Origin of the sequence: Microlunatus sp. GCM10028923 (assembly GCF_042666975.1) — a bacterium.
In the GTDB taxonomy this organism is placed as follows: domain Bacteria; phylum Actinomycetota; class Actinomycetes; order Propionibacteriales; family Propionibacteriaceae; genus Microlunatus.
Genome location: NZ_JBHTFF010000001.1, coordinates 871,564 through 892,720, shown reverse-complemented (window position 1 = coordinate 892,720; position 21,157 = coordinate 871,564). Strand labels below are relative to the sequence as shown.

The window sequence follows — 21,157 nt, the reverse complement described above, 5'->3', positions numbered from 1 at the left end:
ACAACGCGGTGATCAGCGGGCGATGAACGTCGCGGATCCGCTGACCCTGCTCGGCACCTGGCGCCTGGACCGGGTGATCGAGGACCGCCGCAACGACGTCCGCGGTACGGCCTCGGGCCGGCTCACCCTCGAGCCCGAACCGGACGGCGACCGGATCCGCTGGGCCGAGGAATGCCGGCTGGAATGGCGCGACTACAGCGGCCCGGCGACCCGGACCTACTACCTCGACCGCGGGCCCGACGGCTGGCAGCTCACCTTCGACGACGGGCGGCTGTTCCATCCCTGGCGGCCCGGCGAGACGGTCCGGCACGACTGCGGCGCCGACGACTACACGGGCACGGTCACCGTCGATCCGCAGACCCGAGAACTGATCATCGTGTGGCAGGTCACCGGACCGCGGAAGGACTACACCAGCACCACCCGGCTCACCCTTACCAGACCGTACGACCGCGACGCGACGGCCGAGGCGACGGTGAGATGACCCCATTCCCTAGTGTGTTCGTGGCAATATCACGCGTGGCAGCACCGCGCAGCGGGCCGGGGGACGAGGGAGGCGCCACACCATGACCGACGGGTACGTCGAGGTCGGGATCACCGACCGGGTCACCGGCGCCCGCAGTCTCCTCCGCCGGCTCCGCGCCGATCCCGGTGCCGTCTTCGGCGCGGTCACGATCGCCGTGTTCGTGCTGGCCGCGATCCTGGCCCCGTTGATCACGATGATCTCCGGCCACGACCCGTACACCTACGACCTGGACGCCCTCGACGCGACCGGCGCTCCGGCCGGGTTCGGCGGCGGGATCAGCGGCCGGCACTGGTTCGGCGTCGAACCGCTGACCGGCCGGGACCTGTTCGCCATCGTCGTGCACGGGTCGCGGACCTCGCTCGTCGTCGGCATCGCGGCCACCGTCGTCTCGGTGGTGATCGGCGTGGTCGTCGGCCTGCTGGCCGGGTACTTCGGCGGCTGGACCGACCGGATCCTCGGCCGTACCGCCGATGTCGTGTTCGGCTTCCCCGGCCTGGTGTTCATGATCGCGTTGGGCGCGATCGTGCCGGCCTGGCTGCCGAAGCCGGTGTTGATCATCGTCGTGATCGGCTTCTTCGGCTGGCCCGGGATCGCCCGGGTGGTCCGGTCGCAGACCCTGGTGCTGAAGGACCGCAACTTCGTGATCGCGTCCCAGATCGCCGGTGGCGGCACGGCCCACGTCCTGTTCCGGCAGCTGTTGCCGAATCTCGCGGCGACCGTGATCGTCTTCGCCACCATCTCGATCCCGGGCAAGATCGGTACCGAGGCGGCGCTGTCCTTCCTCGGCGTCGGCGTACCGCCGCCGACCCCCGCCTGGGGCCGCTCGATCGGCGAGGCGATCGGCTGGGTCGGCACCGACCCGATGTTCCTGATCTTCCCCGGCGCGGCGCTGTTCCTGATCACGCTGGCGTTCAACCTGTTCGGCGACGGGCTGCGGGACGCCCTGGACCCCCGTACCGCCGTGTCGGCCCGGGCCGGGATCGGGAGATGAGCGAACCGCGATGAATCTGCTGCGCTACCTCTCCGGACGCATCGGCGGCATGCTGCTGGTGCTGGTGATCTTGACGTTCGTCACCTACGCCGTGTTCTACCTCTCCCCCGCCGACCCGGCCCAGCTGTCCTGCGGCAGGCCGTGCACGCCGGAGAAGCTCCAGCAGGCGCGCACCTTCATGGGCTTCGACTCGCCCTGGTACAGCCAGGTGGTCCAGTTCGGGATCGGCATCGTCGCCGGCCGCACCTTCGGCTCCGGACCGGCGGCGATCGAGTGCGCGGCGCCCTGCTTCGGCTACTCGTTCCGGCTCAGCACGCCGGTCACCGAGCTGATCATGGACCGGATCGGCGTGACGTTCTCGCTGGCCATCGGCGCCGCGATCCTCTGGCTGATCATCGGCGTCGGCACCGGCACCATCTCGGCGCTCCGCCGGGGCAGCCTGCTGGACCGGGGGCTGATGACGCTGTCGATCGCCGGCGTGTCCGCACCCTCCTATCTGGTGGGGCTGCTGGGCATCCTGCTGTTCGGCTTCACCCTGAACATGGTGCCGATCGGCGGCTACTCGCCGTTCGCCGACGGCCTGATCGACTGGCTCTGGCACCTGGTGCTGCCCTGGTGCGTGCTGGCGTTGATCAACGCGGCGATCTACACCCGGCTGACCCGGGGCCAGCTGCTCGAGGTGCTCAACGAGGACTACATCCGGACCGCCCGCGCCAAGGGTCTCGCCGAGCGCCGGATCATCCCGCTGCACGCCCTGCGCAACGTCCTGCTGCCGATCGCGACGGTGTTCGGCCTCGACCTCGGCGGCCTGCTCGGCGGCGCGGTGATCACCGAGAAGGTGTTCTCGATGCCCGGGCTGGGTGCGCTGCTGCTGGACGCCGTCGGCAATCTCGATCTCCCGGTGATCGTCGGGGTGACTCTGTTCTCGGCGTTCCTGATCATCCTGGCCAACCTGGTCATCGACCTGTGTTACGGCCTCCTCGACCCCCGCGCCCGACGCGCTGCGGTGCACTGAACGGAAGGATCCACTGATCATGAAGAGACTGAAGCTCGCCGGAGCGGTGATCGCTGCGGCGGTGATCGCGCTGACCGGCTGCAACGCCAACCCGACCGGTACGGGCGGCGGGAACTCCGCGCCGCCGACCACCGGCGGCTCCCTGACGATCTTCTCGTCGTCGACCGAGATGGCGTTCGACCCGGCGAAGAGCCAGGGCCTGGCGATCACCTCGAACGCCCTGGTGCACCGCCGGCTGACCGCCTGGGACATCACGCCCGGCAAGCCGCCGGCCGTGGTCCCGGACCTCGCCACCGACACCGGCAAGCCCAGCGCGGACGGCAAGACCTGGACCTACACGCTGAAGGACGGGCTGGCCTTCGACGACGGCACGCCGATCACCAGCGCCGACATCAAGTACGGCATCGAGCGGTCCTTCGCCCCGGAGCTGTCCGGCGGGCTCTCGTACCACAAGACCCTGCTCACCGGCGCCGGCGACTACAAGGGTCCGTACCAGGGCCAGGAGCTCGATTCGATCAAGACGCCGGACGACAAGACGATCGTCTTCGAGCTCGACGTGCCGTACGGCGACTGGCCGTGGGTCGCCTCGACCGTCGCGTTCGCCCCGGTGCCGAAGGCCAAGGACACCGATCCGGCGACGTACGGCGAGAAGCCGGCCGCCTCCGGCCCCTACACGGTCGAGAGCTACGACCAGGGCGTCGCGATGCGGCTGACCCGCAACGAGAACTGGAAGCGCGACACCGACCAGGTCCGCACCGCGGGCCCGGACAAGATCACGTTCAAGCTCAGCCAGGACGACACCGTCGCCGCGCAGGCCTTGATCGCAGACTCCGGTGAGGCGAAGGACGCGTTCGGTTCCGCCTTCGTCCCGGCCGCGCAGCTGGCCCAGGCCCAGGCGAACCCGCAGGCCAAGGAACGGCTGGTCACCTCGGAGCCGGGCGCGCTCTCGTACCTCGCGATGAACAACCAGCGCGGCGTCCTGAAGGACGTGAAGGTCCGGCAGGCGCTGCAGTACGCGGTCGACCGCAAGGCCTACCTGACCGCGGTCGGCGGCCCGATCTCCGGCGACTACGCGACCACCTTGATCACGCCGGGCATCCCCGGCCGGCAGCCGTACGACCTCTACCCGGCCCCCGAGACCGGCGACATCGAGAAGGCCAAGTCCCTGCTGGCCGAGGCCGGTCACGCCGACGGGCTGAAGCTCACCCTGATCGTCGGCGACGACGGTTCCGACCAGGCTCAGGCGCAGGCGCTGCAGCAAGGCTTCGCCAAGGCCGGCGTCACGGTCAACCTCCGGCCGCTGGACTCCAACGCGCTGGTCGCGGCGGCAACCGGGCCGAAGGGCGACTACGACCTCTACCTGGGCAGCTGGCAGCCGGACTTCCCGTCGGCGAACGGCAACATCCAGCCGCTGTTCGCGTCCAGCCAGATCGGCAACGGCAACTACAACATCTCCCGCTACAGCAACCCGAAGGCGGACGAGTTGATCAAGAAGGCGACCGGGACGATCGACCCGGCCGCAGCCGAGGCGGTCTGGGCGGAGGTCGACAAGTTGATCATGGCCGACGCCCCGCTGATCCCGCTGACGTACACGAAGAACTCCTTCCTGCACGGCTCCAACGTGCAGAACTTCATGATCGGCGCGTTCCCGGCCTATCCGAACTACACCAAGGTCACGCTCAAGCCATGACCGTCCCCGTCCTCGAGGTCACCGATCTCGGCGTCACGTTCCGGCCCCGGTCGGGGCGCGGCGCCGAGGTCGAGGCCGTCGCCGGGGTGAGCTTCGCGGTCCAGCGCGGCCGCGTGCTCGCCCTGGTCGGCGAGTCCGGCTCCGGCAAGAGCGTCAGCGCGCTGGCGACGCTCGGCCTGCTGCCGGACACCGCGCGGGTCGCCGGCAGCATCCGGCTCGCCGGGGACGAACTGCTCGGGGCACCGCCGGAACGGTTGCGCGAAGTCCGCGGCGGCACCATCGGAACGATCTTCCAGGAGCCGGCCAGCGCCCTGAATCCCGTGTACTCGGTCGGCTGGCAGATCACCGAGGCACTCCGGGCGCACGACCCGAACCTGTCCACGGCCGACGCCCGGCACCGGGTCCGCGAGCTGCTGGCCCAGGTCGGGCTGACCGACGGACTGCGGATCGCCCGGTCCTATCCGCACGAGTTGTCCGGCGGCCAGCTGCAGCGGTGCATGATCGCGATGGCGATCGGCAACGGGCCGCAGTTGTTGATCGCCGACGAGCCGACGACGGCGCTCGACGTCACCGTGCAGGCGGGCATCCTCGCCCTGCTCCGGCGGCTCCGCGACGAACTCGGCATGGCGATCTTGTTGATCACCCACGACATGGGTGTGGTCGCCGACCTGGCCGACGACGTGGCTGTGCTGCGGTCCGGCCTGCTGGTCGAGTCGGCGCCGGTACGGGAGCTGTTCGGCAACCCCCGCGACGACTACACCCGCACCCTGCTGAGCGCCGTACCGAGGCTCGCCGGGCTGACCATCACCGAGGCCGAGCCGGCCCCGGATCCCTTGCCGGACAGCGGATCCGAGGCTCCGGCGGCCGAGCTGAAGCAGGTCACGATCAGCTATCCCGGCGGCTTCGGCCGGGCGATCACCGCGGCCGAACAGGTCGATCTGAGGATCGGGCGCGGCGACCTGGTCGGGCTGGTCGGCGAGTCCGGCTCCGGCAAGTCCACCATCGGCCGGGCCCTGGCCGGTCTGGTCCGGGCCGCCGCCGGCTCGGTGGAACTGGCCGGGCTCGACATCACCCGGGCCAACCGGCGGGTGCTGCACCGGGCCCGCTCGCGGCTCGGAATGATCTTCCAGGACCCCGGTTCGAGCCTCAACCCGCGGCATCCGGTCGAGCGCAGCATCGCCGAGCCGCTGCTGCTGGCCGGGGTGGCGCCGAAAGATCGGCGGCACCGTGTCCTGGAACTGCTGGACGCGGTCCGGCTCGGGCCGACACTCGCACCGCGGCTCCCGCACGAGCTGTCCGGCGGGCAGCGGCAGCGAGTGGCGATCGCCCGCGCACTGGCCGCGGACCCGGCGTTGTTGATCGCCGACGAACCGACCAGCGCCCTCGACGTCTCGGTGCAGCAGACGATCATCGAACTGCTGGCTGACCTGCACCGCGACCTCGGGTTCGGCTGCCTGTTCATCTCCCACGACCTGGCCGTGGTCGGCCAGCTGACCGAGCGGATCGCCGTGATGCGGCAGGGCCGGATCGTCGAGACCGGGCCGACCGAACGGGTGCTGAGCCGGCCCACGGAGCCTTACACACAACGGTTGCTGGCCGCCGTACCGGTCGCGGACCCGGAACAGCAGCGGCAGCGCCGCGAGGCCTGGCTGCAGCTCACCGGCGAATGATCATGGTCTGAGAGGATCGGCGCCGACCGGGTCCGGATCGGCCCGGAGCGGCGAGGATGGAACCGTGACCGAGACCGGCAGACCCTCCGTCAGCCTGCGGTGCCTACGGCTGAGCCACGTGATCAGATGGGAACACTTCCTGCTCGACGGGACCGAGGTGGACCAGATCCGCGACCTGTTCTGCGTGGCCGATGATCACCCGGGCGGCTGGAGCATCGAGTTCGACGCGTCCCCGGACGAGGCCGTCCGGTGGCGGCGGGCCACCGCCGAAATCGTACGGGCCACGGAACTCGGCTGGACCGAACAGCTCCGAGCCGGGTCACGACTCAACCCGCCGAAGAACGCCTTCCGCTGGCTGGCCTGGCGGTGGCGCGGCGGCCGTACGGAACCGGTCCGGCAGGAGGTGGACGCCACCGTGGAGCGGATCCGGGCCGACGTGCGAGCGGCGTACCTGAGGTTCCGCGACCAGGCGGCCGACCTCACGGACCGGATCGACGCCGAGGATCGGCGCCGGCGCGAGGAGAGCGCACGCCAGTTCCGGGAGCGCCGGGCGGCCCGCGAACGGGCGATCGAGGAGGTCGCCGAGGCGCCCGTCTGGACGTACCAGATCGGGCCCCGGCACGGTCGGACCGGGCCGCGGAAGAACCGGCTGGTGATCGCCCTGCAGACCCTGGAGCAGCCGCCGAACCCGTCACTCGGCGATCCGGTCACCGACCTGACACCGGCCCAGGTCAACGAGGCCATCGACCGGTTGCAGGCCGAGGATCCTTATCTGGTGGTGGAATTCGCCCCGGCGACCGGGGACCGCCTCACCGAGTGGACCGAGCAGCGGCCGCTTGTGGACCAGTGGCAGCGGGTGAGCGGAGTCAAGATCGTCGCGCACCGGTTCACCCCGGAGGAACTCGAGGAGATCAGCAAGCGGGCCACGAAGAACACCTGGTACGGGCCGTCCAGCAACTACTCCGGCGGGCCGCACTTCTGACGGCGGATCAGCCGTACTCGTCGACGTCCAGGTCGGCCTGCGCCTCCACCAGGAAGGCCATCAGTTCGGCGTCGAGGTCGAAGCCGAGCAGCTGGTGCTGGCCGGGCAGCTTCTGGAACTCGGCGTCCGGCGGGCTGAGCAGCTCCTCCTCGCCGTCCTCGTGATCGAAGTTGCGGACCACGAAGAACCGGCCGCCGCCGTGATTCGGGTCGTCCCGGCGCAGTTCGCGGGCGAACTCGGCGATCGCGTCCCGGTGCGGCCGCAGCCGTACCAGGAGCTGGCCGATCTGCTCGTCCACCCGCAGTCCGGGTTCGCGGCAGACCAGCTTCCAGGTGTGCCGCGGCGGTCGCGGCGGATCAGCCCGGCGACTGCCCAGCACCCCGACCTCGTCCGGCTCCAGGCCGATCCGCTGGCCGATCTGGCTGGCCGAGAGTTTGCTGCTGGTCAGGGCGAGGTAGACGTACTGCCGGATTCGCACCGACCAGACCTTAGGGCTGCCGGTCCAGGAATTCCAGCACCTCGGTCTCGTCCACGCCGGGAAAGGCACCGGCGGGCAGCGAGGCGAGCAGGCTCGACTGCACCTTCGCGCTCGGCCAGTTCCGGCCCCGCCAGCGGGTGGCCAGGCGTTCCGGCGGCTCGGAGCAGCAGGCCGGATCGGGGCAGGTCGATCGGCCCCGGTGCGCCGTGTCCCGGCCGCGGAACCATTTCACGTACTGATAGGGCGTGCCGACCGACACCGAGAAGTTCTCCCGCTCCCCTCGCTCCGCGACGGCCGTACACCAGAAGGTGCCGCCGGCGGTGTCCGTGTACTGCCGGTACGGCTGCGTCCAGTCCTCGCTCTCGAAGACCTCCCGCGCGGTCCAGTAGCGGCACACCTGCTGCCCCTCCACGGCACCGGACGGGTCCATCGGGAAGATCACGCCGTCGTTGGAGTACGCCTTGTAGATGATCCCGGCCTGGTTGACCCGCATGAAGTGGACGGGGATCTCCAGATGCTTCGTGGCCAGGTTGGTGAAGCGGTGCGCGGCCATCTCGTACGACACCGAATAGCGCTCCTGCAGGTCCTCGAGCTCGAGATCCTTGGCCGCCTTGGCCTGCTGCAGGAATTCGACCGCCCACCGTTGCGGCACCAGCGCGGCCGCCGCGAAGTAGTTCACCTCGACCCGCTGGCGCAGGAACTCCGCGTAGTCGGCCGGCGGACGATGATCAAGAGCGACGTGGCCGAGCGCCGCCAGGGCCAGCGTGCGTTGGGATTGCGCGTCCGTGGTCGGCAGGAAGATCCGGCGCCGGTCCAGGTCCGTCACGCTGCGGGTCGATCGCGGCAGGTCCGGCACCGACAGCAGCGAGAAGCCCATCACCTCGGCCAGCCCGGCCACGCCGAACCGGGTCAGCGGTCCGCCCTGGTGGCCGATCTTGATCAACAACGCGTCCGCGAGGTCTTCGATCTCCGGGAAGTAGTTGTCCGAGGCGCGCATCCAGGCGCGCAGGTCGGAGTTGGCGCGCCGGGCGTACTCCGGGGTGCTGTCCCGTTCCGCCTTGACCGCGGCCAGCGAACGGTGCAGCGCGACCAGCGACTCCAGGGCGTCGAGCGGCAGCCGCGGCCCGGTCCGGACCGGCGCGACGCCGAGGTCGGCGAACGAGGCGAGTCGCTGTGCTCGCTCCAGTTCGATCTCCAGGCCGGCCCGCCGGTTCGGCGCGGCCGCGGAGAGGAAGTCGGCCAGCTCCGCACCGAGCGCCTCGGCCAGCGCGGACAGCACCGACAGCCGGGCCTCCCGCTTGCCGGTCTCGATCAGGGACAGGGCGGACGGCGAGATGCCGGCGGCGGTCGCGACCTGATCCAGCGTGCGGCCGTGGCTCTTGCGCAGGTGCCGCAGCCGTTTCCCGATCAGCAGCGCGTCGGGGCCGTCGGACGGCTTGGCCGGCCGGTCGGACCGGGGCCCGATCGGGCGACCACGCCGCCCGTCAAGAAGATCGGATCTTGACGCTTCCTCGCGCATATCGCGATTGAAGCACGCATTCCCGCCGCCAGACCCCGATGCCCCAGTCAAGTTCTTCGATTCTTGACAATTCGCGGGCTCGGCCCGATCAGTGGGTACGGGCTCCGGCGCGCAAAACCCGGAACTCGTCAAGGACGGCCGGACTTGACGGCGGCTGGGCCGGTCCGGGCCCTCGCCGCGGGTCGACAGTGGTGATCACCGGCTCCCGTACCGCCGGGGAGCGACGACCGAAGGAGTGATCATGACCAGCACCATCAACCCGACCCAGCGGACCGAGACCGCCCCGGATCCCGCACTCGAGCTGCAGCGGGACTGGGCCACCAACCCGCGGTGGGCCGGCATCTCGCGCAGCTACACGGCCCAGGACGTGGTGGCGCTGCGCGGATCGCTGGTCGAGGAGCACACGCTGGCCCGGTTCGGCGCCGAGAAGCTGTGGCGGCTGCTCGACGAGCGGCGGTTCGTCCGCAGCCTCGGCGCGCTCACCGGCAATCAGGCGGTGCAGCAGGTGAAGGCCGGGCTGGAGGCGATCTACCTGTCCGGCTGGCAGGTGGCCGCCGACGCCAACCTGGCCGGCCAGACCTACCCCGATCAGAGCCTGTACCCGGCCAACTCGGTGCCGGCCGTCGTCCGCCGGATCAACAACGCGATGCTGCGCGCGGACCAGATCGAGACCGCGAACAACCGCGGCCCGGCCGGCGAACCGGGCCGGCTGCTGGCGCCGATCGTCGCCGACGCCGAGGCCGGTTTCGGCGGGCCGCTGAACGCCTTCGAGCTGATGAAGCAGATGATCGCCGCCGGCGCCGCCGGAGTGCACTGGGAAGATCAACTCGCCTCGGAGAAGAAGTGCGGCCACCTGGGCGGCAAGGTGCTGATCCCGACCCGGCAGCACGTCCGGACCCTGAACAGCGCCCGGCTGGCCGCCGACGTGCTCGGCGTCCCGACGCTGGTGATCGCCCGCACCGACGCATTGGCGGCGAACCTGCTGACCAGCGACGTCGACCCGATCGACGCCGAATTCTGCACCGGCGAGCGGACCGCCGAGGGCTACTACCGGGTCCGCAGCGGCCTCGAGCCCGTGCTCGCCCGGGCCAAGGCGTACGCACCGTACGCCGACCTGATCTGGGTCGAGACCGGCACTCCTGATCTTGGTCTGGCCGAGGAGTTCGCGACCGAGCTGCGCCGGGAGTTCCCGGGTCAGCGACTGGCCTACAACTGCTCGCCGTCGTTCAACTGGAAGGCCGCCCTGGACGACCGCCAGATCGCCGAGTTCCAAGATCGACTCGGCGAACTCGGCTACGCCTTCCAGTTCATCACCCTGGCCGGCTTCCACGCCCTGAACCACTCGATGTTCACCCTCGCCAGCGACTACTCCCGTCGCGGAATGTCTGCCTACGTTGAGCTTCAGGAGGCCGAGTTCGGCGACGAGGCCAACGGCTACACCGCCACCAAGCACCAGGCCGAGGTCGGCACGGGCTACTTCGACGCCGTCGCCACCGCCCTCAACCCGACCAGCGAGACCACCGCCCTCGCCGGCTCCACCGAGCAGCAGCAGTTCCACTGATCGGCCGGATCGGTGGGCGTGGATTCGGGGTAGGGAGAGGTGGAACGGGGCCATGGCCTGCCCGGTTGCGACCGGGCAGGCTCGAGCCTATGAGTTCTGCATTGTTGCGCCCACCGGCGGTTCCCTTGATCACCATCGATCCGTACCTCAGTGTCTGGTCCATGGCGGACCGGCTGACCGACGCTCCGACGAAGCACTGGACGTCGGCGGTGCAGCCGTTGGTCGGGGCGGTGCGGATCGACGGTACGGCGCGGCGGGTGATCGGGCGGAACGGGCCGGCGGCGATGCCGCAGCTCGACGTGGTGGTGCATCCGACCCGGACGGTCTACCGGTTCGAGGAACTAGGGGTACGGCTGACGCTGAGCTTCATCACGCCGGCGTTGCCGGACGACCTGGTCCGGCTGTCCTGGCCGGTCACCTATCTCGAGTTCGGGGTGGAGTCGGTCGACGGTGATGATCATGAGGTCGAGCTGTTCTTCCAGCTGCCGGCCCAGTTGAGCGTGGACAGCGGGACGCAGTCGGTGGTCGCGGTGCGGCCGGCGGTCGAGGGGCTGACGGTGGCCGGGTTCGGCAACGCCGACCAGCGGGTGCTGAACCGGAGCGGTGATGATCTTCGGATCGACTGGGGCTGGGCCTATCTCGCGTACGCCGACGGTCAGTTCGACCGGTCCGTCGTGGTGCACGGCGGCGCTGCGCTGGACGCCTTCGTCGCCGGCGAACCGCTGCCGGCGAGCGACTCGCTGGAGTTCCCGGCACCGGCCGGCCGGAAGGCGCCCGCGGCGGCGTGCACCGCCGCCCTGACCGTCCGGCCGGACCAGCCGGCCGACCGGCACCTGATCGTCGCGTACGACGACCAGTTCTCGATCGAGTACCACCACCGCAAGCTGCGGCCGTACTGGCGGTCCCAGGGGCTGACCGCCGAGCAGCTGCTGCGCCAGGCGGCCGCCGAGTTCGTGTCGATCAAGGAACGCTGTGTCGCGTTCGACGCCGAGGTCGAGGCCGATCTGACCGCGGTCGGCGGTTCCGAGTACGCGGCGGTCGCCTCGCTCGCGTACCGGCAGTGCCTGGCGGCGCACAAGCTGGTCCAAGATCACGACGGCACGCTGCTCTACTTCTCCAAGGAGAACTACTCCAACGGCTGCATCGGCACCGTCGACGTCACCTATCCTTCGGCGCCGATGTTCCTGCTGTTCCGGCCCGAACTGCTGATCGCCCAGTTGCGGCCGATCCTCGACTACGCCGCGTCGCCGCGCTGGCGCTTCCCGTACGCGCCGCACGACCTGGGCACCTACCCACTGGCCAACGGCCAGGTGTACGGCGGCGGCGAGGAGACCGAAGATCATCAGATGCCGCTCGAGGAATGCGGCAACATGTTGATCTTGATCGGCGCGCTGGGCAGCCTGACCGGCGACTGGAGCCTGGCCGAGCGGAACCCGGAACTGCTGCGCACCTGGGCCGACTACCTGGTCGAGCACGGCGCCTCGCCGGCCGAGCAGCTCTGCACCGACGACTTCGCCGGGCCGTTCGCCGACAACGTCAACCTCTCCGCGAAGGCGATCGTCGGGATCCGTTGCTACGCGGACATCTCGGCCGCGCTCGGCGATCCGGCCGCAGCCGCCGACTACCGGGCGACGTCCGAGTCCATGATCAAGCAGTGGTACGCGGACGCCGATCTCGGTGATCACACCGCGCTGGCCTTCGGCGCCCAGGACACCTGGAGCCAGAAGTACAACCTGGTCTGGGACCGGCTGCTCGGCCTCGACCTGGTGCCGAGCAGCGTGATCGAGCGCGAGCTCGCCTACTACCGGACCAAGCTCAACCCGTACGGGCTGCCGTTGGACAACCGGGAGACCTACACGAAGTTCGACTGGTCGCTGTGGACCGCGGCGCTGACCGACGACGCCGACTTCCGCGCGACCATGATCAACGCCGCCTACCGGTGGCTGGACGAGACGCCGTCGCGGATCGCACTGACCGACATCTACCACACCGACGACGGCCGGGTCGCCGCCGCCGGCGGGCCGTTCCAGGCCAGGTCGGTCGTCGGCGGTGCGTTCATCGAGCTGCTCGCCGATCCGGCCCGCCGGGAGAAGTGGAACGGCCGGGGCGCCGCTACTGCTGGCGGCGCCACCGGTCGGGGCTGATCGAGACCACCCGCCGGAACGCCCGGGAGAAGGAGAACGCGTCCCGGTAGCCGGTCTGCCGGGCGATCGAGGCGAGCGTCAGGTCGGTGGTCCGCAGCAGCAGCCGGGCGTGCTCCATCCGCAGGCCCCGGACCATCGCCGACGGCGTCTGGCCGAACTCGCGCAGGCACAGCCGGCGCAGGTGTTCCGCACTCATCCCGGCCCGCTCGGCGAGCCGGTCCAGGGTCCAGTCGTCGGTCAGCCGCTGCCGGACCGTACGCCAGAGATCGGCCAGCCGCGGATCGGCACCGGTGTCGAGCTGCCGGGACAGGTAGAGCTTGATCAAACCGCTGAGCATCCGAACCACCTCCCGGTCCGCGGTGCCGGCCTGCTCCGCGTGCAGGGCGGTGATCAACTGGGTCCACAGCTCGGCCTCGACCGGCCGCAGCAGCGGCCCGGCGATGTCGGCCCGGAGCGGCCGGAACGACGCCCAGGCCACCGACCACGGCGTGTTGTCGTAGGCCCGGTAGGCGTGCGGGACGTGCGGCGGGGTGAGGTAGGCGAATCCGGGCCGGCAGGTGACCCACTTCCCGTCCACCCAGACCTCGCCCCTGCCGTCCCGACAGGCGAGCAGTTGGGCCTCGGCCGGATCCGTACGGACGAAACTGAACTCGTCCAGCACGTCCGACAGGCCGACCATGGCGATCCCGGCCTCGGCCAGCTCCGGGCAGTCGCGGCCGTAGACGATCACCTCGCGCACGCCGGCGCCGATCCGGTGATCATCGACGAGGCGCGGGTCGCCACCGCCTTCCGACGCTCCGCCTGCCATGCCAACCACCCTAACCGCAGGGATTCGGACGGGCTGGGCATGGACCGTCCGCCCATTCCGCGGGCCCGCGGGTGGGTCATCGGCCCGTTCCGCCGTGTGCAGCGGTTCGCCGAGACTTGAACCCATCGGACCGAGGCGGAGGCGGGGTATCCCAGGCATGATCATTCAGCGGCGCGGCGAGGACCACTACGACTGGACGCTCTATCGGGGCCGCGGTCCGATCGCCGTCGAGTGGTACTTCCGGGAGCGGACCGCGCTGCCGACGTCGATCATGCTCTACCACCTGGAGCCCGGGGCCGAGGAAGGCCTGCACCTGCACCGCTCCGGCGACGAGACCAGCTGCTCGCCCGGCGACTCGGAGGAGCTGTACCTCGTCGTCTCCGGCGAGGTCGTGATCACGATCGACGGCGAGCGCGCGGTGCTGCGACCCGGCGACGCCGCCTACGCCCCGGCCGGCAGCCGGCACGGGGTCGCCAACGAGTCGGCCGAACCGGCCGAGCTGGTCCTCGCCTTCGGTCCGCCCCAGCCCAGCACGGAAGGATGATCATGCCGTACGCGAACACCGACGGGATCGAGCTCTACTACGAGGAGGCCGGCGACCCGGACGACCCGGTGCTGGTGCTGATCTCCGGCGGCGGTGCCCAGTTGATCAGCTGGCCCGAGGAGCTCGTCGCCCGGCTGGTCGGCGAGGGCCTGCGGGTGGTCCGGTTCGACAACCGCGACACCGGCCGCTCGCAGCGGTTCGGCGGGCCCGAGGACGTCGACGGCGGCTACCAGCTCGCCGACCTGGCCGGTGACGTCGTGCGGGTGCTGGACCGGCTCGGCGTCGAGGCCGCGCACCTGGTCGGGCACTCGATGGGCGGCATGATGGCGCAGGTCGTCGCGCTCGACCAGCCGCGCCGGGTGCGCAGCCTCGGCCTGCTCAGCACGCTCCCGGGCCGCGATCCGCGCTACGTGCTGCGCGGCGAGCGGCCCGAGCTGCTGTCGCCGCCGCCGCCCCGGTACAGCCGGGACGAGGTGGTCGCGGCCGCGCGGGAATACGCACGCTCGGCGCCGGGCCGGTACGACCCGCAGGTCGAATGGCACGCCTGGGCCGCCGGCGAGGCGTACGACCGCGGTTACGCGCCGGACGGTTTCGCCCGGCAGTGGGCGGCCCTGTTGCGGGCGCCGGAACGGCTGGAACGGCTGCGCGGCGTGACCGTACCGACTCTGGTGCTGCACGGCCGCGACGACGACGTCGTGCACTGGAGTGCCGCTGTTGATCTTGCCGAGGCGATCGAGGGCTCCGAGCTGCAGGTCCATCCCGGCATGGGGCACCTGATCCCGTGGGAGCTGTGGCCGGATATCGTCGCCGCGATCGTACGAACCACTCAGCGGGCCGAGGAGCCTTGATGATCAACGGCAGTGGATTCTTCGTCAACGCGACGGTCTTCACCGGCCACGGCGAGGACGCGTTCGCGTCGGCGTTCCGGATCGAGGACGGCCTCGTGACCTGGGTCGGCGACGCCGCCGAGGTAGCCGGCCAGCCCGCGACCGACCTCGGCGGCCGGACGGTGCTGCCCGGCCTGCTCGACGTGCACACCCATCCGGCCGTGATGGCGGCGCAGGCCGACGCGCTCGACTGCCTGCCGCCGCGGGTGACCTCGCTGGCCGCGCTGCTGGACCGGCTCCGCGAGCATCCGTCGCTCGGCGCCGGGCCGGACGCCTGGATCCTCGGCACCGGCTTCGACGACGCCCGGTTCCCGGAGGGCCGGGCGCCGGACGCGCGGGACCTGGATGCCGTGTCGACGACGCAGCCGGTGCTCGTCTGGCGCTGCGACGGGCACTCGGCCTCGTGCAACACGCGCGCCCTCGAGCTCGCGGGCATCACGGCGGCGACGGCCGACCCGCCCGGAGCCCGTTTCGAACGCGACGCCGACGGCCGCCCGACCGGGGTGCTGACCGAGATCGCCGCGGTCGACGCCGTCGCCGACCGGATCCCGGAGCCGGACACCGCGACGATCGCCCGGCGGCTGGCCGACCTGGACGAGCATTTCCTGTCGCACGGCCTGACCGGCGTCTGCGACCTGCTGTCGAGCTTCGTGGCGGATCCGTTGCCGACCTTCCGGGCCGCCCGCGAACTCGGCTTCCGGCCGCGGGTCGCGCTCTACCCCGGCTGGCAGCCGGAGCTGGCGGACCTGACCGACGACGATCGCACCGGCCCGATCCGGATCGCCGGCGTCAAGGTGTTCGCCGACGGGGCCTTCTCGAACCGGACCGCCTGGGTCGAGGACCCGTACCCCGATTCCTGTGAGCACGGCATTCGCAGCATCAGCGACGACGAGCTGCGGGACGCGGCCGCCTGGGCCCGCCGGAACCGGGTCCAGCTCGCCGTCCACGCGATGGGTGACCGGGCCCTGAACCGGGTCGTGGATCTGCTCGGCGACGACGAGCCGTGGCTCGATGATCAACCGTCGGTACGGATCGAGCACGCGACCCTGGTCGCTCCCGGCCTGGTCGATCGCCTCACCCGGGCCCGGGTGGGCATCGGCATCGCCACCCACACGATCTTCCTGTTCGCCGAGACCTCGGCCTACCGGAACAACCTCGGGCCGGACCAGGCCCGCGTGGCGTACCCGATCCGGGCCCTCTACGACTCCGGCCTCCCGCTCGCCCTGACCTCCGACCGGCCGGCCACGGCCTGGGACGACGCCGACGACGTGTTCTGCTCCGTGGCCGCCGCCGTCCGCCGCCTGGCCCACGACGGCACCGACATCGGACAGCCCGAGTCGATCACCGTGCCGCAGGCCGTGCTGCTCTACACCGGCCGGGCCCGGAAGCTTGCTGATCTTGGTCCGGTCGGCGTCCTGGAGCCCGGCGCCGCCGGCGACTTCGTCGTGCTGGACCGGGACGTGTTCACCGTGCCCGCCGAGGAACTCGCGGAGGTACGGGTCGCCGAGACCTGGATCGCCGGGGAACGGTGCTGGGCCTCCTGAGGAAGATCATCATCGCCACTGCCTGTCACAAATCTGCAAGGCAACGCCCTGGAAATCGCCGAAATCGGTATCGGCGGACCGTTGCATTGCAGATTTGTGACAGTGCCAGCCGCGACGACGACGTCAGCCAGGAGCCTTCCCGACTGACCCAGTGGTGACCGCGAAGGCCGAGAGATCGTCGCCCGTCTCGCCGGTCAGGGCGAGGTCGGCCAGGATGCGGCCGATCGCCGGGGTGAACTTGAAGGCGTGCCCGGCGCCGAGGGCGATGATCAGGTCCGGGTGCTGCGCCAGTGGGCCGAGCACGAACTCGCGGTTCGGGGTGATCGCGTACTGGCAGGTCACGGTCCGCAGCGGCGGGCCGCTGTCCGGGATCACCCGGCCGAGGAAGTCTTCCAGCTCGGCCAGCAGCTCCGGCGACGGTTCGAAGGTCCGGTCCGCGGGCGACATCAGGTTCTCCGAGAGGTCGCGGGCCGCCTTGATCGTCGGCTCGCCGTAGGTCGGGAAGCCGTAGAAGCAATGATGATCTTCCCAGATCCAGACCGGGAAACGATCTTGGTCGAAGTGCTCCGGCCGGGCCGGCTTGAAGTAGCTGACCTGCTCCTGCATGGTGATCAGCGGGATCGTCGCGCCGAGCGGGCCGAGCAGGTCGTTGGTCCACGCGTCGGCGGCGATGATCACCTTCCCGGCCCGGACATCGCCGTGCTCGGTGTGGATGATCACGCCGCCCTGCTCCGGCGACACGCGCCGGACCGGGGTCCGGTCCCGCAACTCGGCGCCGAGAACCCTTGCGTGCAACTGAAGCACGGCGACGGTGCGGGCCGCGTGCGCGATTCCGGTGTCGGCCGTGTAGACGGTCTCCACCTCCCCGGTGAGCCGGAACTGCGGCCAGCGCTTCGTCACCTCGGCCGGTTCGAGGAGCTGGTACGGCACGTCGGCGGCCGCGAGACTCGTGGCGAAGTCGGCCGCGTCGTACGGGCCCGACCGGGGCGCGAAGATCACGCCGCCGGTGACGGTGAGCAGCCGCTCCCCCGTCGCCCTCTCCAGGTCCGCCCAGTCCCGATAGGCCGACTGGGCCAGCCGGACGTAGCGTTCGGCGCCGTAGGAGGTCCGGACGATCCGCGACGTGTCGTGCGACGCCCCGCGGACATGGCCGAGTTCGTACTGCTCGAAGCCGACGACCTTCACCCCGCGCCGGGCCAGCTGGTACGCGGCGGCGCTGCCGAGCGCGCCGAGGCCGACGACGGCCACCTCGAACTGTTCCATGATCACCTTTCCGAATCGGGGCTGGACAGTGCCTCAGAGAGCAATGATCAAGTCGTCGAGTGATCAAGTCCGCTGTTGATCAAGGTCGCGGACGATGCCCGGTCCTCCGGGCGCAGGGTCTCCGGCAGGAACCCGATCCCGATCAGTCCGATCACGCTGAGCAGCACCAGGTAGCCGGCGACCAGCCACGGCGCGCCGCCGGCCGCAGCGACCAGCCAGGTCGCCAGATAGGGGGCGGTGCCGCCGACCAGGGCGGCCGGGATCTCCCGCGAGAGGGCGATTCCGCTCCATCGGGTCCGGGTCGGGAAGATCTCCGCCAGCATCGCCGCGGAGACCCCGATCGTGGCGCCCTGGATCACGGCAAGGCCGAGCACCAGGCCGATGCCGACCACGACCGATACCTCGGTGCCGAACAGCAGGAACATCGGGAACGCGTACAAGATCGCGAAGATCGCGGCGAAGATCAACACCGGGCGACGGCCGACCCGGTCAGCCAGCCGGCCGAACAGCAACGTCGCCGGGATCGTCAGCAGTTCGGCGGCGATCAAGCCGATCAAGGCCTCCGTCGGCGGTATGGACAGCGTCCCGGTCGTGTATGAGATCGAGAAGGTCTGCACCACGTACACCCAGGGCAGGGCGAACACGAACAGCGCCATGCCGGGCAGCAGCACCCGCCAGTGCGACCGGACCGCCTCGGCCAGCGGCGCCCGCGCGACACCCGACCGCTCGGTCGCCCGGAACGCCACCGTCTCCGTCACCCGCAGCCGGAAGTAGAGCGCCACCACGACGATCACGCCGCTGGCGACGAACGGCAGCCGCCAGCCCCAGGCCAGGAACGCCGGCTCCGGCATCAGCCCACGGAGCACGGCGAAGGTGGACGTCGCGATCGCCATCCCGACGTAGACCGCGGCTCCCGGAAAGCCCGCCACGAAGGCCCGGTTCGCGGTGCCGGACGACTCGCTCGCCATCGTCATCGCCCCGGCGAACTCGGCCCCGGCACCCGCTCCCTGGAAGATCCGCAACAGGGTGAGCAGGATCGGGGCCCAGACCCCGATGGTCGCGGCGGTCGGCAGCAGGCCGATCAAGGTCGTCGCCAGCCCCATCGTGAGCAGCGTGACCAGCAGCGTCGCCTTCCGGCCGAGTTGATCACCGAAGTGGGCGAAGATCAGCCCGCCGACCGGCCGGGACAGGAAGCCGACGGCGAAGGTCGCGAACGAGCCGAGCATCCCGGCCAGGCCCGCGTCGCCGAAGAACATCGGCGCGAACACGAGCGCCGTGGCGAGACCGTACAGGGTGAAGTCGTACCACTCGATCACGGTGCCGACACTGCTGCCGATCACCGCGCGACGCCGCTGCCGGCGGGAGTCCAGACCAGCACGGTCGATGTCGAGCTGCGCCATGCCTCCCCCTCCGGGTGCGCCGGGTTTCGATCACGCTAAACCGCGCGTTGCGCAGGTCACATGTGCCGACTGCACACGGCCACAGCGACTTGATGAGGGATGCCCACATGCCGCATCCTGGCCGCAGCCGTCGGAGGGAGTGCTGATGAGCGAGGACGCGGCCGCCGCGGCGGCGACCCTGATCGAGGCGGCCGGCGGCACCGGTGCCGTCGGGTACGCCGAGCTGACCGCCGCCCTGGCCCGGCTCGGGGTGACCGGCGACGAGGGCACCCGGCTGGCCGGCACGGTCGACCGGCTGCGCCGGGAACAGGACCGGCTGCGCCGCCGCGAGCACGAGCTCGCGGCCCTGTTCTCCAGCGCCCGCGAACTGGCCGAGTTGCGGGACACCGACGCGCTGCTGCAGCGACTGGTCCGGCGCGCCCACGAGATGATGGGCGGCGACGTCACGTACCTCTCGGAGTTCGACCCGGAGACCCGCGAGCTGCGGGTCCGGGTGACCGACGGCTCCGTCAGCGCCCAGTTCCAGCGGCTCCGGGTGCCGCCCGGCCGCGGCCTGGCCAGCGTGATCGTCGAGACCCGTACCCCGCAGTGGCTGAGCCGCTACCAGGTCTATCGCGCCGACCGGCACGAGCCGTCGATCGACGCCGCGGTCGCGGCCGAGGGCATCGTGTCGATCCTCGGCGTGCCGATGCTGTCCGGCGACGAGGTGCTCGGGGTGCTGTTCGTGGCCAACCGCGAGGAGTACGAGTTCGCCCCCGAGGAGACCGCGCTGCTCTCGGCGCTGGCCGACCACGCGGCTGTGGTGCTGCACACCGCCCAGTCGCTGCGCCGGCTGCAGCACTCCGAGGACGAGGCGCGCCGGGCCCTGGACCGGTTGACCGGCCACCTCGCCGAGCGCGACCGCGCCAACACCGTGCACCAGCAGCTGGTCAGGGCGGTCCTGGCCGGCGGCGGTTTCGCCCCGGTCGCGGAGACGCTGGCCACCGCGCTCGGCCGGCCGGTCATGATCATCGACGACCGGGACCAGGTGCTGGCCGCCGACGGGCCCGCTCCCCCGGCGGACGATCCGCTGAATCGGGTCGACGAACCGACCCGGGCCGCGATCGAGGACAGCCGGCGGTCCGGGCACTGCGTCGCGGTCGGCGGCCGAGACGGGCGGGAGGGTTCGGACGGAAGCCGGACAGTGGCCGCCCTGTCGGCCGGCCGGCGCTACTTCGGCGCGATCCTGCTCGGCGAGGGTGAGTTCGGGCTCGGGCCGGTGGACCGGCGCACCGTGGAGCGGGCCGCGCAGGTGGGTGCGCTGCTGGCCCTGCAGCAGGAGGCCGGCGCGGAGGCCGAGCGCCGGGTCCGCAGCGAGGTGGTCGCCGACCTGCTCGCGGCCGCCCCCGAGCGGTACGCCGATGTCGAACGGCGGGCCCGGCGGCTCGGCGTCGTGCCGGCCGACCTGGACGCGTTGATCTTGTTCGCCGTGCCGGGCGAACACCGCGGGACCGCGGTCCGGACCCTGGGTCCGCTGTGCGGGGACCGGGCCCTGGTCGGCGAACACCGCGGCTTCGTCGTGGCCGCGTACCCGGCGGCGCGGCTCGCGATCGAGCCGGAGGAGCTGCGCGTCCGGGTCGGCCAGGCGATCCAGGCTCCGGTGCTGGCCGTGCCGACCGCGGTCTCGGCCGGCGCGCTGCCGGCCGCGGTGGCGGTGGCGCTGCGGACCGCACGGTTGCTGGCGGCGCTCGGCATCGAGGACGGTACGGCCTCGACCGACGACTACCTTCCGTACTCGGCGCTGCTGGACACCGACGCCACCGCCCTGAACGCCTTCCTGGACGAGACGATCGGCCCGATCCGAAGGTACGACAGCGCCCGCGGCACCGACCTGCTCGGCACCCTGCGCGCCTTCGTCCGGAGCAACGCCAGCCCGACCCGCACCGCGCGTGCCCTGAGCTTCCACCCGAACACAATCCTGCAGCGCCTGGACCGGCTGGACCAACTGCTCGGCCGGACCTGGCGCGACGACGAACGGCTGTTCCGGATCGGCATCGCCGCCCGCCTCGACGAACTCCGCGAGCGGTTGTCGGCACGGTCGAATGCCCCACCCAAGTCAGAGCCGACTGGATGATCACTCCATATCGGGACCGCGACCG

Annotated in this window: 17 protein-coding genes; 12 read left to right on the top strand and 5 right to left on the bottom strand. The window is 71.0% G+C overall.

Features of this window, described 5'->3' with window-relative positions:
- Positions 1-22: 22 nt before the first annotated feature.
- From ACFQU4_RS04010 to ACFQU4_RS03985, 6 genes are all read left to right on the top strand, one after another.
- Positions 23-481 (top strand): DUF6314 family protein, encoded by a 459-nt coding sequence (locus tag ACFQU4_RS04010; protein WP_377487250.1) that lies wholly within the window; start codon positions 23-25, stop codon positions 479-481.
- Positions 482-563: 82 nt separating this feature from the next.
- Complete coding sequence (locus ACFQU4_RS04005) at positions 564-1,514, top strand: ABC transporter permease (protein ID WP_377487248.1); 951 nt, start codon at positions 564-566, stop codon at positions 1,512-1,514.
- A gap of 10 nt (positions 1,515-1,524) precedes the next feature.
- Positions 1,525-2,529: an ABC transporter permease gene (locus tag ACFQU4_RS04000; RefSeq protein WP_377487246.1), complete on the top strand. Its 1,005-nt coding sequence runs from the start codon at positions 1,525-1,527 to the stop codon at positions 2,527-2,529.
- A gap of 19 nt (positions 2,530-2,548) precedes the next feature.
- The gene (locus ACFQU4_RS03995; protein ID WP_377487244.1) at positions 2,549-4,219 is read left to right on the top strand and encodes an ABC transporter substrate-binding protein; all 1,671 of its coding nucleotides are present in this window, start codon (positions 2,549-2,551) and stop codon (positions 4,217-4,219) included.
- Positions 4,216-5,889 carry a dipeptide ABC transporter ATP-binding protein gene (locus ACFQU4_RS03990; protein ID WP_377487242.1) on the top strand — a complete coding sequence of 558 codons (1,674 nt, stop codon included), beginning with the start codon at positions 4,216-4,218 and terminating at the stop codon, positions 5,887-5,889. The genes ACFQU4_RS03995 and ACFQU4_RS03990 overlap by 4 nt, the downstream gene beginning before the upstream one ends.
- 64 nt (positions 5,890-5,953) lie before the next feature.
- Positions 5,954-6,871 carry a hypothetical protein gene (locus ACFQU4_RS03985; protein ID WP_377487240.1) on the top strand — a complete coding sequence of 306 codons (918 nt, stop codon included), beginning with the start codon at positions 5,954-5,956 and terminating at the stop codon, positions 6,869-6,871.
- Positions 6,872-6,878: 7 nt separating this feature from the next.
- Here the strand turns inward: ACFQU4_RS03985 and ACFQU4_RS03980 are convergent, their stop codons facing one another.
- Together ACFQU4_RS03980 and ACFQU4_RS03975 are read right to left on the bottom strand one after the other, a co-directional pair.
- Positions 6,879-7,349 carry a DUF4279 domain-containing protein gene (locus ACFQU4_RS03980; RefSeq protein WP_377487238.1) on the bottom strand — a complete coding sequence of 157 codons (471 nt, stop codon included), beginning with the start codon at positions 7,347-7,349 and terminating at the stop codon, positions 6,879-6,881.
- A gap of 10 nt (positions 7,350-7,359) precedes the next feature.
- Positions 7,360-8,868, bottom strand: coding sequence for a helix-turn-helix domain-containing protein (locus ACFQU4_RS03975; protein WP_377487237.1), 1,509 nt, complete (start codon positions 8,866-8,868; stop codon positions 7,360-7,362).
- Positions 8,869-9,109: 241 nt separating this feature from the next.
- On the opposite strand from ACFQU4_RS03975, the gene aceA reads away from it, so the two are divergent.
- Positions 9,110-10,429, top strand: coding sequence for an isocitrate lyase (gene aceA / locus ACFQU4_RS03970; RefSeq protein WP_377487236.1), 1,320 nt, complete (start codon positions 9,110-9,112; stop codon positions 10,427-10,429).
- A gap of 89 nt (positions 10,430-10,518) precedes the next feature.
- Entirely contained in the window at positions 10,519-12,573 is a 2,055-nt protein-coding gene (locus ACFQU4_RS03965) for a glutaminase domain-containing protein (protein ID WP_377487234.1), read from the top strand.
- Here the strand turns inward: ACFQU4_RS03965 and ACFQU4_RS03960 are convergent.
- The gene (locus ACFQU4_RS03960) at positions 12,542-13,381 is read right to left on the bottom strand and encodes an AraC family transcriptional regulator (protein WP_377487232.1); all 840 of its coding nucleotides are present in this window, start codon (positions 13,379-13,381) and stop codon (positions 12,542-12,544) included. The two genes, ACFQU4_RS03965 and ACFQU4_RS03960, sit on opposite strands and share 32 nt — an antisense overlap.
- Positions 13,382-13,538: 157 nt before the next feature.
- Here ACFQU4_RS03960 and ACFQU4_RS03955 point away from each other — a divergent pair, with 157 nt between their 5' ends.
- From ACFQU4_RS03955 to ACFQU4_RS03945, 3 genes are read left to right on the top strand one after another with little or no spacing between them, the layout of a single operon-like run.
- Complete coding sequence (locus tag ACFQU4_RS03955; protein ID WP_377487230.1) at positions 13,539-13,925, top strand: cupin domain-containing protein; 387 nt, start codon at positions 13,539-13,541, stop codon at positions 13,923-13,925.
- A 2-nt stretch (positions 13,926-13,927) separates the two neighbouring features.
- Complete coding sequence (locus ACFQU4_RS03950) at positions 13,928-14,773, top strand: alpha/beta fold hydrolase (RefSeq protein ID WP_377487228.1); 846 nt, start codon at positions 13,928-13,930, stop codon at positions 14,771-14,773.
- Positions 14,773-16,356, top strand: coding sequence for an amidohydrolase (locus tag ACFQU4_RS03945; protein WP_377487226.1), 1,584 nt, complete (start codon positions 14,773-14,775; stop codon positions 16,354-16,356). Before ACFQU4_RS03950 ends, ACFQU4_RS03945 begins: the two co-directional genes overlap by 1 nt.
- A gap of 123 nt (positions 16,357-16,479) precedes the next feature.
- Here the strand turns inward: ACFQU4_RS03945 and solA are convergent, their stop codons facing one another.
- The gene (gene solA, locus ACFQU4_RS03940; protein ID WP_377487224.1) at positions 16,480-17,619 is read right to left on the bottom strand and encodes an N-methyl-L-tryptophan oxidase; all 1,140 of its coding nucleotides are present in this window, start codon (positions 17,617-17,619) and stop codon (positions 16,480-16,482) included.
- Between the two features lie 47 nt (positions 17,620-17,666).
- Entirely contained in the window at positions 17,667-19,019 is a 1,353-nt protein-coding gene (locus ACFQU4_RS03935; protein ID WP_377487222.1) for an MFS transporter, read from the bottom strand.
- Positions 19,020-19,164: 145 nt separating this feature from the next.
- Between ACFQU4_RS03935 and ACFQU4_RS03930 the strand changes: the two genes are divergently transcribed.
- Positions 19,165-21,132: a helix-turn-helix domain-containing protein gene (locus ACFQU4_RS03930; RefSeq protein WP_377487220.1), complete on the top strand. Its 1,968-nt coding sequence runs from the start codon at positions 19,165-19,167 to the stop codon at positions 21,130-21,132.
- The last annotated feature ends 25 nt before the right edge of the window (positions 21,133-21,157 follow it).

Coding starts and splice junctions, on each gene's coding strand:
- ACFQU4_RS03965 (WP_377487234.1), top strand. CDS start 10,519: ATGAGTTCTGCATTGTTGCGCCCACCGGCGGTTCCCTTGATCACCATC.
- ACFQU4_RS03945 (WP_377487226.1), top strand. CDS start 14,773: ATGATCAACGGCAGTGGATTCTTCGTCAACGCGACGGTCTTCACCGGC.
- ACFQU4_RS03955 (WP_377487230.1), top strand. CDS start 13,539: ATGATCATTCAGCGGCGCGGCGAGGACCACTACGACTGGACGCTCTAT.
- ACFQU4_RS03935 (WP_377487222.1), bottom strand. CDS start 19,019: ATGGCGCAGCTCGACATCGACCGTGCTGGTCTGGACTCCCGCCGGCAG.
- aceA (WP_377487236.1), top strand. CDS start 9,110: ATGACCAGCACCATCAACCCGACCCAGCGGACCGAGACCGCCCCGGAT.
- ACFQU4_RS03990 (WP_377487242.1), top strand. CDS start 4,216: ATGACCGTCCCCGTCCTCGAGGTCACCGATCTCGGCGTCACGTTCCGG.
- ACFQU4_RS04010 (WP_377487250.1), top strand. CDS start 23: ATGAACGTCGCGGATCCGCTGACCCTGCTCGGCACCTGGCGCCTGGAC.
- ACFQU4_RS03960 (WP_377487232.1), bottom strand. CDS start 13,381: ATGGCAGGCGGAGCGTCGGAAGGCGGTGGCGACCCGCGCCTCGTCGAT.
- solA (WP_377487224.1), bottom strand. CDS start 17,619: ATGGAACAGTTCGAGGTGGCCGTCGTCGGCCTCGGCGCGCTCGGCAGC.
- ACFQU4_RS04000 (WP_377487246.1), top strand. CDS start 1,525: ATGAATCTGCTGCGCTACCTCTCCGGACGCATCGGCGGCATGCTGCTG.
- ACFQU4_RS03995 (WP_377487244.1), top strand. CDS start 2,549: ATGAAGAGACTGAAGCTCGCCGGAGCGGTGATCGCTGCGGCGGTGATC.
- ACFQU4_RS03930 (WP_377487220.1), top strand. CDS start 19,165: ATGAGCGAGGACGCGGCCGCCGCGGCGGCGACCCTGATCGAGGCGGCC.
- ACFQU4_RS03975 (WP_377487237.1), bottom strand. CDS start 8,868: ATGCGCGAGGAAGCGTCAAGATCCGATCTTCTTGACGGGCGGCGTGGT.
- ACFQU4_RS03950 (WP_377487228.1), top strand. CDS start 13,928: ATGCCGTACGCGAACACCGACGGGATCGAGCTCTACTACGAGGAGGCC.
- ACFQU4_RS04005 (WP_377487248.1), top strand. CDS start 564: ATGACCGACGGGTACGTCGAGGTCGGGATCACCGACCGGGTCACCGGC.